Source organism: Gordonia sp. J1A, from assembly GCF_055393515.1.
In genome coordinates, this window is the sequence record NZ_AP041607.1 from 2,664,371 (window position 1) to 2,675,736 (window position 11,366).

Genomic DNA, 11,366 nt, shown 5'->3' on the forward strand with positions numbered 1-11,366 from the left:
CGGTGTTCGCCCTGGGCGATCAGGCCGTGGCCCCTCCGGCGTCGGCACGGCGAGGTTGCGCCGACAGCGGCTGACCCGATGTCAGACTCGCCGGTGACCAGGCGAAACCGTCGGGATCGACGAATGCGTCGGCATCGGAACCGACGACGAGCCGGTGCGAACCGCTGCCCTCCGGCGGCACACCCGCGTCCTTCGCCGCGCCCTTCCTGCCGTACAGGGCGAGGGTGACGGCGCCGTCGGCGGCCTCGAACTCGACGTACTTGCGGCCGTAGCTCTTCGCCACCGTGAGCCCGTGGTCGACGTAGAAGGCTTTGCTGGCGGTGATGTCGGAGGTGCCGAGCAGCAGTACCAGGGAGTCGACCACGCGCAAGGGCGCACCGGTGGACTTCTTCGACGACGCCGCGATCTTCCACAGGGTGCCGTCCGGTGCCTGAAGCACACCGCCGTATCCCCAGAACGACTTCTTGGCGGGCTTGACGACGCGCGCGCCCGCCGTGATCGCCGGTTCGATGAAGGAATCGACGACCGCGGGGTCGGCGACCACGAGGGAGATCACGAATCCGCGGAAGCCCGACGTCGGCGGCGTGGCCTGTTCGAAGCGCAGACGGTCGCCGATCCCGAACGCCTCGTCGTAGAAGGACTTCGCCGCCTCGACGTCGGCGACCTGCAGGGTGAGTGTGTTGATGTTCGTCATACGACTGACGCTACGAGTGCACGGTTCGCGATGCTTCTCGAAAACTGCTCGATGGGGTGGGTGGGCGAGCGGGGCGGCGGTGGTGGTTTCGACTCGCTCCGCTCGCTCAACCAGCCTGAGAGGGCGCTCGCTCAACCAGCCTGAGAGGGTCCTCGCTCAACCAGCCGCGACTACCAGTCGGCCTCGTCGAAGACCACCATGCCGCGGATGTTGTGGCCCTCGAGCATGTCGTCGTAGGCCTTGTTGATCTCTTCGAGGCGGTAGGTCTGGGTGACGAGGTCGGCGAGGTTCAGCTTGCCCGCCCGGTACTCGTTGAGGAGCTTCGGCACCTGGGTGCGCGGGCCGGCGCCGCCGAAGATGGCCCCCTGCACCCGCTTCTGCATCAGCGTCAGATCGAAGAGGTTGAGTTTGACGTCCATCGCCTGGAAGTCGCCCATGCCGACCACCACGGTCTGGCCCCCCTTGGCGGTCATGGCCATCGCGGGCGCGATGTACTCGCCCTTGATCTCGCCGACGGTGAGGATGACCGTGTTCGCCATGGTTCCCCATGTCATCTCTCCGACCGCCGGGATCGCCTCCTCCATGCTCTCGAAGGTGTGCGTTGCGCCGAGCTTCACGGCCATGTCTCGCTTGAACTTCACCGGGTCGACGGCGACGACGTGCCGGGCGCCGGCCGCACTGGCGCCCTGGACGGCGTTGATTCCGACTCCGCCGATGCCGACGACGACCACCGTGTCGCCGACCTTGGTTCCGCCGATCTCGGTGGCCGAACCCCAGCCCGTCGCGATGCCGCAGCCGAGGAGCGCGGCCTGCTGAAGCGGGATGTCGTCCTCGATCTTGACCAGTGACGCCTGATTGACGGTGATGTACGGAGAGAAGGTGCCGAGCAGACACATCTGGGTGAGGCCCTCACCGTTCATCGTCACCCGGTGGGTCTTGTCGGAGATCGCCTTGCCGGTGAGCAGGCCGGCTCCCTCGTCGCAGATGTTCTGCTGGCCCCGCGAACACGGTCCGCACACACCGCAGGCGGGGATGAAAGCGGTGACCACGTGGTCGCCCTCCGCGAAACGAGTGACGCCCTCTCCCACCTTCACGACGACGCCCGCACCCTCGTGGCCTCCGACCACCGGCATCGGCGCCGGACTCTGGCCGGTCCGCAGGTGATGGTCGGAGTGACACAGTCCCGAACTGACGAGCCGGACCTGGACTTCACCCGCGACGGGGTCGCCCAACTCGACTTCTTCGATCTTCCAGTCCTCGTTGACACCGTGCAGAACCGCGGCCTTCGTCTTCATCGCGTCACGCTTTCTTCTCGACTGTGCCGCGCGTCACCTGCGCGCGGCTGACTCCATGGTGCGTCGGACTCGGTGCCGTCAGGCGAGATTGGGCGTATCGGTGGTAACGACTGCGGATTCTTCCGCGATCTCCTGCGGGACGAGAGGTACTCGTCTGCGAACTGTCAGCGGCGACGCAGAGAATCGAGGCGATGAAGTTCAAGCGCGACCACCCCGTCATCGTCGGCGTGGTCTCCACTCTGCTCGCGGCGGCCGCGCTGCTCGGCGTTCTGCTGTGGCAAGCGGGGCCCGGCTCATCGCCGCACGGCGCACCGGCAGCGCACCGAAGCGACTCGACCATCACCCCGGCGGCGCATCGAGCCGTCGTCACGTCGGCCGAGCCCTTCCTCCAGCGCATCGCGTATCCGGCCGCGCACGCCGACCCCACTCAGAACTACGCCGACCTCTATCTGCCGACCGTCTCACCTGCCCACCCGAGGCTTCCGCTGGTGGTGCTGGTTCACGGAGGCGCCTGGGCGCGCGGTGTCGGTGCGCACAGCTTCGACCGTCTGGCACGCGACCTCACCGCCCGCGGCCTGGCCGTCTACAACGTGGAGTATCGGCGCCTGGGGAGCGGCGGCGGCTGGCCCGCCACGTTCACCGACGTCGCTGCCGCTCTCGACGATCTGCCCGCTGTGATCCGCGCGCATCCGCAGATCACTCTGCGGAACTCGGTGCTCGCCGGCCACAGCGCCGGCGCCCAACTCGCGGTGTGGTCCGCACTCCGCACTGCCGCCGATCCCGGTCTCGGTCTCGGCCCTCCGCGCTGGCGGCCGTCGACGGTCATCAGCGTGTCCGGGCCGCTCGACATGGTGTTCTCCGCCACGCACGGCGACTCCCGTGTGATCCGCGCCCTCGGCGGACCGCCCAGCGCGGTCGCCGACCGCTACCGCGCCGTGGACCCGCTGGAACTGGCCGCTGATGGCGACGAGGCGTCCGCGCCCGAGATCGTAGCGGTGCACGGCACTGCCGATCGACTCGTGTCGGCGGTCAACTCCGAACGATTCGTCGCCGAGTACCTGCTGCACCGGGGGCACGGTCGACTGCAACTGCTGCCCGGTGCGACGCACACATCGATGTTCGAGGCGCATTCGGCTGCCTACCGTTCACTGATCGACTTGATCGCCGCAGAAGCGCTTCGTCCATGACCGCTGGCGCAGCCGGCCGCCGCCGCGCGTTGCGAATGGAAATCGCCGGGACGATCCCAGTAGCATCCGGCGTGTGAAGCCTGCTGGAACCGACGTTACGGCGGGACCGCCGACTCGACACAACGAAGACGCCGCCACCGGGAACACCTCCGGTTACCGGCCCGACCTCGACGGGTTGCGCGGCATCGCGATCTTCCTCGTCGCCGTCTTCCACGTCTGGTTCGGCCGCGTGTCCGGCGGCGTGGACGTCTTCCTGACGCTGTCCGGCTACTTCTTCGTCGCCTCGCTGCTCAAGCACGTGATCCGAACCCAGCCGGCCGATGTCTCCTGGCGCGCGGCGGTGGATCCGTGGCCCCGGCTGAGCCGGCTGCTGCGCCGCCTGCTTCCGGCGATGTTCCTGCTGCTCGCCTTCATCGCGGCAGGCGTCTGGTGGCTCATGCCGAGCACCCGCTGGGGTCCGCTCGGCGAGGAGATCATCGCCTCGGCCTTCTACTACCAGAACTATCACCTGGCCTTCCTCTCGCAGGACTACGGCGCCGCCGACTCCGCGATCAGCCCGATGCAGCATCTGTGGTCGATGTCGATGCAGGGCCAGTTCTTCGTTCTGACCCTCCTCACCGCGCTCGCCCTGGGCGGCCTCCTCAAATGGGGTGCCGCACGCTGGGAGGCACTGGCCCGCCCGAACGTGATCCGCGCGATCGTCGGGACGTCGCTGCTCGCGGTGACGCTGGTGTCCTTCGCGTGGGCCAACTACCGGCACGGGATCAACCAGCCGTTCAACTACTACGACACCGTGGCCCGCATGTGGGAGCCGCTGGCCGGCGGTCTGCTCGCCGTCTGGATGCCCAGGCTGCGCCTGACGAACTGGCTGCGCACGCTGCTGACGGTGTTCGCCGTTGCGATGATCGCCTCGTCCGGATTCTGGATCGCGGGCGTCCAGGAGTATCCGGCCGTCATGGCGCTGGTGCCGGTCGGATCGACGCTCCTGCTGATCTGGGTCGGTTCGTCGGCCACCGCGACGCGGGCGGTCCCCGGCAACGACCTGAGCCCCGGCGGCCTGGTCCTGGCCCACCCGTGGATTGTCTGGCTCGGTTCCATCGCGTACTCGCTGTACCTGATTCACTGGCCGCTGCTGATCTTCTACATGAACTGGCGATTCGTCGACGACGTGAACTTCGCCGAGGGCACCGCGATCCTGGTGGTCTCGGTGATTCTCGCCTGGTTGATGACGAAGTTCGTCGAGACGCCGCTGCGCGCGGGACGCGGCGGCGGCTTCTCGGCGGGCTACCGGCGCGGGCTCACCGCGATCCTCATCGTCGCCTCGGTCTTCGCCGTGGCGAGTGCCGGTTACTGGCAGCACCGCCAGAGTCAGATGATCGTCGACACCACCAATCTCGACCCCCGCGAGTATCCCGGTGCCCGAGCCCTCCTGGAGGGTGCGCCGAGTCCGGCCGTGCCGGTGGCGCCGTCGCCGGAGGCTGCCGCGGAGGACTGGCCGCTGAGCCACTGGGACCACTTCTCCAACTTCGGCGATCCCGCGATCAAGGTCGGCGTGTACGGCGATCCGCAGGGCGCGCACACCGTCGCCGTGGTCGGCGGCTCGCATTCCGAGCACTGGATGACCGCGCTCGACAAGATCGGCAAGAACCGCGGTGTCCGCGTCACGACGTACATGAAGGCGGGCTGCGCGCTCTCGACCGAGGCCGAGGTGGAACTCGACGGCCGCACCCTCACCGAATGCAACGAGTGGTCGCGGGCGGTGGTCGACAAGCTGGCCGTCGACCGGCCCGACGTCGTCTTCACCACCGCCACCCGGCCCGCCCCCACCGGGCAGAACGGCGACGTGGTGCCGCGCGGCTACGTCGACTATTTCAAGGAGTTCCGCGACCGCGGGCAGAAGGTGGTCGCCGTACGTGACACCCCGTGGGCACACGGACCGCTCTCGCCTCCGGAGTGCATCGCTTCCGGCAAGCTGCCGCGTGTGTGCGGCGTGGAGCGGTCACGGGCGCTGTCTCCGGTGAACCCGGCCGACGCGCTGATCCCGGATTTCCCGAACATGACCTTCCTGGACTACAGCGACGGTTTCTGCAACGACACCTACTGCCCGGCTGTGGTCGGCAACATCCTGGTGTGGCACGACTACCACCACGTCTCCACCGCCTTCATGCGCAGCCTGGCGCCGTTCCTCGACCGTGACCTGCAGAAAGCCACCGGCTGGTGGTAGCGGGACCGACACCGGCCCGGCAGCGGGCACACAGTGAGTGCACAGGGTGGGCTGTTAGCGTGTCCGATTGATCCGCTCCCCCGCAACCGTGAGGTCACCCGATGTCGTCCACAGCTGTCCTCCCCGAGGCGGCTACCCCGACCGTTCCCGCCGTAGGCTCCGCGCCGCCGGCGCCGGCGCCGGCGCCGGCCAAACGCCCTTACCTGCATCACGTCGACCTGGTGCGCACGATGACCTTCGCCCTGGTCATCTTCGTGCACACGCTCACGTCGACGACCGCCGAGTTCACCAGCATGGGCACCAACGGGACCGCGCTGCTGTTCCACTCCACCCGGAACATCTTCTTCGCGCTCACCGGCTTCGTGCTCATGTACCAGTACCTCGACCGTCCCGACTTCCGCGCCACGTCGTTCTGGCGGCGCCGGATCAAGCTGGTCATCGTGCCCTACCTGGTGTGGTCGGTGCTGTACTGGACCATCGAGGGAATGTGGGCGAGCGGACGCCTCGGTGACGTCCCGGGCAGCCTGGATGAGTTGTTCGACCGCATCAAATGGGGGACGGCCGCCTACCACCTGTACTTCCTGTTCGTGATGCTGCAGGTGTACCTGTTGTTCCCGCTGATCCGCCGGCTGGTGGCGCGTACCCGCGGCCGGCACTGGTGGCTGCTCGGCGCGAGCGCGGCGCTCCAGATCACCGTCTTCAGTCTCATCTGCTACTGGACTCCGCCGACCGGGATGGCCGAGCTGTGGAGCCATCTGTACGCCACCGTGGTGCCCTACCAGCTGCTCATCATCCTCGGTGCGCTGGCCGCCGACCACCGGGAACGCATCGGGCAGTGGCTGCGAGGGCGCGGCGAACTGCTCGGCTGGCTCCTGCTGGGCACGGGTCTGCTCGCCGTCGGCGCCTACGTGCACCGGGTGCTGTTCTCCGGTGCGCCGATCAACGATCCGGGCAGTCCGTTCGAGCTGACCTTGCTCCCGTTCATCGTGGTCGCGGCCATCAGCGTGTACGCGACGGGACTGCACTGGGCCACGTTCCACCGTGAGCGGACGCCGATCATGGCGAAAGTGGTCGCCTACGCGTCCAACCGGTCGTTCCCGGTGTTCCTGGTACACGTGATGGTGCTGTTCTTCCTGCTGCGCCCGGTCACCGACGACGGCCAGAAGTGGCTCGTCGCCCACATCCCGCAGCCGCTCGCGACGTTGACGGTGTACGTCAGCACACTGGCGATCTCGCTCGCCGTCGTCGAAGTACTGCGCCGACTCCCGGGGTCGCTGTACCTCACCGGACGCCCGCGGCTTCCGTTCCGGCCGACGATCTGACCCGCCGGACCGACCGTCGTCGGCGCGGCTCGGACTCAATCGCGCAACCGGCACACCACGGCGGCAGCGTGGCCCGACCCGTTCGCGGTCACCAGCACCACCTCGGAGTGCCCGCCGGCGCGCGCGTCGATGAGCCCCTCGATCGGCGCGGCGGCGTGCGTCGACAGGCTCGTCGCCACGAACCGACGGCCGGCCGCGAGCCGGATGCCTCCGGGCGCCACGGCCACGATCGGCAGATCGTCACCGACCGCGGTCAGCACCCGCTCGACTGCGGCATGCGTACCGTCCGAGTCGGCGCTCGACCGCAGAGCCGAACCGTTCCGGTCGCCGCGGCGGTGTCCCGGCTGCGGGGTGCCGGTCAGCACCGCGGCCGCTCCCGCGACCACCACCAGCACCGCGCCGTGCGTCTGCGCCAGCATTGACGATCCCACCGCGATCGACGACGGCACCCCGCAGCCGTCGTCGACCACATCGAGTGCGCGCACCGCAGGGGCTCCCCCGAGTCCCAGTTCGTCGCGCACCCGCTCGGCCGACCAGGTGTCGCCGGCCGGCGGCCTCACGTGGATCACCGCGACCACGTCGCGGACCTCGAGCCCCGCGTCGCCGAGCGCGGCGTGCGCCGGTCCGAGACGGCGGTCGTGCGACGCGCCGGTCGCGACCGCCAGACCCGAGACCCGGACCTGGCCGGCCGATGCGGCGGCCGCACTCGCGCCGCTGCGGGCGGGGTTGTCAGGCATGGACTCACGCTACGGCGGGCGACGGCGGCGATACGCCGTCCGAATGACCGCCGCAGCCCGCGGCTCAGCGGCGTGCGCGGACGGTGTCGATCACCGCGCGCGGCCGTGAGCCGAGCGCCTCGCGGAGCTGGTTGCGGACCAGGCTCAGCGGCGAGCAGCGGTCGCACGCCGCCACCACGCCCAGCGCGTCGACATCCCACGCGCGGCACAGCGTCACCGCGCGCGCCACGTGGAAGTTCTGCGTCACGATCATCGCGGAGCGGACGTCGTACATCGTCGCGGCCCGGCGGCATGTGGCGTTGGTGTTCACCCCGAGCGGATCGTCGACGATGCTCGTCGACGGCACTCCGAGGGCCTGGAGGTACGCGCGCATCACCCGTACCTCGTTGCCCGCGGAGTCGGCGTCGTTGCCGGATACGACGATGCGGTCCACGCGGCCGGACCGGTAGGCGTTCACCGCCACGTCGAGCCGCGGCCCGACGTAGTCGCCGACCTGCCCGTCGCGGACCTTGGCTCCGAGCACGATCATGGTGCGGGGCGCGTCGTCCGGGATCTCGGAGGCCTGCACCACTCGTCCCCGCGCACCCACTGCCATCCACACCGACGCGATCGTGACGACCGCTTCGACGGCGATCACTGACAGCAGAATCACCGGAATCAGACGCCGGATCGCGGGGGAACGCAGGGGCACCGGTCCAACCTAGACGCAGCGCCGGCCACCCGGGCACACCGACCCGGTCCCGGGTCCCCCGGTCATCCCGACCGGAAGGCTGTCACAATCTCTCGCAAGCGGGACGCGCGGTCGCGCAGGGAGGGGAGACACCGATGCAGTACATGCCGGTGACCGAATCGATGTTCCTGATCGCCGAGACGCGAGATCAGCCGATGCACGTGGGCGGGCTGCAACTGTTCGTACCCCGCGAAGGCCAGTCGGCCGAGGATCTGGCCGACGAGATATCCGAACGCTTCCACGCCGCGACCGACGTCTCGCCGATGTTCCTCAAGCGCCCGGCCACACCCGCCCAGATCGCCGGATACACCGCGTGGACGCAGGACGACGAGGTCGACTTCGACTATCACATCAGACACATCGTTCTGCCCCGTCCGGGTGAGATCAAAGACCTGCTCCGCTACGTGTCGCTGAATCACGGCGCCCTCCTCGACCGCCGTCGCCCGATGTGGGAGATCCACATCATCGAGGGCTTGGCGGACGGCCGCGTGGCGCTCTACACGAAGATCCATCATTCGATCGTCGACGGCGTCTCCGCCCTGCGCTTGCTGCAGCGCTCCCTCTCCACCGATCCCGACGACCGTTCCGGTACCGCCTTCTGGGATATGGAGCTGGTGCGTCGACGGCGCCGCCGGCGGCGGGAGCAACGGCCGCCGAAGGGCTCGTCGCGGTTGCTCGGTGCGGTGACGGGCGTGGCCGGAGCGATCGCCGACACCGCGGGCCAGGTGGTCGGCATGGCGCCGGCCGCCGCCCGGATCGCCGCCGCGGGCGTCTTCGACAAGGATTACGCGGCCCCGATGCAGATGGCGCCGTCGACGATCCTGAACCAGTCGATAGGCTCGGCGCGCCGCTTCGCCGCGCAGGACTGGCCGGTCACCAGGCTTCGCGCGGTGGCTCGGGCGCAGCAGATGACGCTCAACGACGTCATCCTCGCCATGTGCTCCGGAGCGCTCCGCCGCTACCTGAGCGATCACGACGGCCTGCCCGACGAGTCACTGGTGGCGATGATGCCGGTGTCGCTGCACAGCGACGGAGACTCCGACGGGAACGCGGTCACCGCGATCACCGTGCGGTTGGCCACCGACATCGAGTCTCCCGCCGACCGGGTGGCTGCCATCAAGGCGTCCACCCACGGCGCCAAGAACGTGGTGCGCGGGCTCAAACCGCTGCAGGCTCTCGCCCTGGGCGCCGCGACCATCTGGCCGCTGGCCTTCGCGACGGTCCCCGGGTTCGTCGAGTACACACCGCGCGCGTTCAATCTGATCATCTCGAACGTGCCCGGACCGGAGGAGCCGCTGTACTGGAACGGCGCCCGGCTGGACGGCTCGTACCCGGTCTCCATTCCGATGGAGGGGCAGGCCATGAACATCACCGTCACGACGATCGGCGGCAAGGCCGGGTTCGGCGTCATCGGTGCGCGGGCCCAGCTGCCGAGCCTCCAGCGCATACTGGCCCACCTGGAGACGTCGCTGGCCGAGTTGGAGGCACTGCCTCCGGCACGGTGACCGGCAGCGCGAAGCCCGCCCCGCGGTGGCGGGGCGGGCTGTTGATCGCGCTACCGAGTCAGGTCAGGCCGCTGGTGATCAGTGCGACAGCCGATCCCGTCGCGAAGTACTCGGCGAGGCTCCGGCGGATTCTGTTCCAGCTGTTCATCATCGGACTGCTCCCTCCAACGCGGACGGTTTGCGACACCGTCATGGTAGTTCGCAGTGACGGTGGTCACAGCAAATCGCCCGAATCGGTCACGCCGCGGGCGCCTCGGCGGCCGGTGCGGAATCCGCGGTGTCAGCGACGCTCTCGTTCGCGGACGGCTCAGCGGCGGGCTCCGACGACTGGTCGTCGGAGGGCTGCTCGGCCGCTGAATCCTGCGACGGCTCGGCGGCGGGCTCGTCGGTGACGGCCGGCGCCTCGGAGGTCGGCGCAGGCTCGGGCGCGGCGTCGGCCGCCGGGGCGGGCTCGGTGGCCGAGGGCTCCCCGGACGGTGCCGTGGTCTCAGCGGAGGTGTTCTCAGTGGCCTCCGAACCAACGGTCGTCTGCGCCGAGTCGGCTGCCGCGGAGGTGCTCGTCGCCTGCACATCGGCGACCCGTGCCGCGGTCGATGCGGTGGACGGCTCGGTCGCCGGCGGCGTGGGAGCCGGCTTCTTGGCGAACAGGTCGGTCTCGATCCGCGGCCCATGGTCGGTCATCACGATACGGATGAGGTCTTGCGAGAAGGTCGGGATCACATTGCCGGTGAGGATGCCGGTCACCGAGTCCGGGAAGGGCGCCGGAATGCCGAGCGCACCCACCATGTCGAGCAGGGTCGTCATCGGCGCCAGCGGAGAGCCGAGCGTCAGCGAGAACGGATTCTTGATCGAGTAGACCACCGGCCCGTCGCCCTGCTGCGACTTCTGGAAGATGAACGCCACGCTGGTGCACGACGAGTAGTTCTTTCCGGTCTCCCCGTCGGTGACCTGCGCCTTTCCATACAGCGCGGTGCATACCACCGAACTCTTGGTCGGGTCCGGCGCGTTCGCGATGCCGTCGAGGAAGCCAGTCGCCACCGCGACGCCGCCGAGCGCCGTGGCGGTCGCGTTCTCGCCCAGCCCCATCGCGATCGCGACGCCGAGCGGCAGTGCCCGGACCGAGGTCTCCGACACTCCCGCTCCGATCGACAGCCCCAGGCCGCCGGTGGCCCGCGAATCGGAGACCGCGCCGAGGCTGCCGACCGAGATGGCGCCGGACAGGAAGGCGTCGGCCTGCGCGTTGGCGGTGCCGCCGACGGCGAGCGCCGACGCCAGACCGGTGCCCGCGATCGTCGCGGCGCCCGGGTACGAGGTGCCGAACAGCGGCGCCAGGCTGATGGCAGTGGCCGAATTCATATCGGCGAGGTTCAGGCCCAGATCGGGCAGCACCAGGCCGATCAGGCCGTCGCCGATTTTCGCGAGCACCGCGGGGCGGGCAGCCCCGCAGTCGACGGTGTCGCCGACGGGGCTGGGCGCGGTCTGCTGCCCCGGCGCACACTTGTACGAGGGGAAATCCGGCAGGCCGTTCGCGGCGTTCGCCGGCGCGGCGCCGACTCCGCCCGCGAGGAGTGCGGCCGACGCCGCGACCGCGGTGAGGCCCGTCGTCAGACGGGTGCGTCGCTGCCGACGGCTTCGAGATCGGGTATCCATCGAGGTCACCTGGGACTCTTCT

General features: G+C 69.3%; 9 protein-coding genes. 4 read left to right on the forward strand and 5 right to left on the reverse strand.

Going from position 1 to position 11,366, the window contains the following annotated elements; translation table 11 throughout:
• Positions 1–19: 19 nt before the first annotated feature.
• Both ACZ5QD_RS12400 and ACZ5QD_RS12405 read right to left on the reverse strand, forming a co-directional pair.
• Positions 20–694, reverse strand: coding sequence for a VOC family protein (locus ACZ5QD_RS12400; RefSeq protein ID WP_006896043.1), 675 nt, complete (start codon positions 692–694; stop codon positions 20–22).
• A gap of 170 nt (positions 695–864) precedes the next feature.
• Positions 865–1,989, reverse strand: coding sequence for an NDMA-dependent alcohol dehydrogenase (locus ACZ5QD_RS12405; RefSeq protein WP_464366793.1), 1,125 nt, complete (start codon positions 1,987–1,989; stop codon positions 865–867).
• 191 nt (positions 1,990–2,180) lie between these two features.
• On the opposite strand from ACZ5QD_RS12405, the gene ACZ5QD_RS12410 reads away from it, so the two are divergent.
• From ACZ5QD_RS12410 to ACZ5QD_RS12420, 3 genes are all read left to right on the forward strand, one after another.
• Positions 2,181–3,176 carry an alpha/beta hydrolase family protein gene (locus tag ACZ5QD_RS12410; RefSeq protein ID WP_464366794.1) on the forward strand — a complete coding sequence of 332 codons (996 nt, stop codon included), beginning with the start codon at positions 2,181–2,183 and terminating at the stop codon, positions 3,174–3,176.
• A gap of 73 nt (positions 3,177–3,249) precedes the next feature.
• Positions 3,250–5,400, forward strand: a complete 2,151-nt coding sequence (locus tag ACZ5QD_RS12415; protein WP_464366795.1) for an acyltransferase family protein — start codon at positions 3,250–3,252, stop codon at positions 5,398–5,400.
• 101 nt (positions 5,401–5,501) lie between these two features.
• A complete protein-coding gene (locus ACZ5QD_RS12420; protein ID WP_062366479.1) occupies positions 5,502–6,722 on the forward strand; it encodes an acyltransferase in 1,221 nt (406 codons plus the stop codon).
• A 35-nt stretch (positions 6,723–6,757) separates the two neighbouring features.
• Here ACZ5QD_RS12420 and ACZ5QD_RS12425 read toward each other — a convergent pair whose 3' ends face one another.
• Positions 6,758–7,459, reverse strand: coding sequence for a hypothetical protein (locus tag ACZ5QD_RS12425; RefSeq protein WP_062366477.1), 702 nt, complete (start codon positions 7,457–7,459; stop codon positions 6,758–6,760).
• Positions 7,460–7,523: 64 nt separating this feature from the next.
• The gene (locus tag ACZ5QD_RS12430) at positions 7,524–8,150 is read right to left on the reverse strand and encodes a SanA/YdcF family protein (protein WP_062366475.1); all 627 of its coding nucleotides are present in this window, start codon (positions 8,148–8,150) and stop codon (positions 7,524–7,526) included.
• A gap of 134 nt (positions 8,151–8,284) precedes the next feature.
• Between ACZ5QD_RS12430 and ACZ5QD_RS12435 the strand changes: the two genes are divergently transcribed.
• A complete protein-coding gene (locus ACZ5QD_RS12435) occupies positions 8,285–9,694 on the forward strand; it encodes a WS/DGAT/MGAT family O-acyltransferase (RefSeq protein ID WP_062366473.1) in 1,410 nt (469 codons plus the stop codon).
• 237 nt (positions 9,695–9,931) lie between these two features.
• Here the strand turns inward: ACZ5QD_RS12435 and ACZ5QD_RS12440 are convergent, their stop codons facing one another.
• Positions 9,932–11,344, reverse strand: coding sequence for a hypothetical protein (locus ACZ5QD_RS12440; protein ID WP_464366796.1), 1,413 nt, complete (start codon positions 11,342–11,344; stop codon positions 9,932–9,934).
• Positions 11,345–11,366 lie beyond the last annotated feature (22 nt).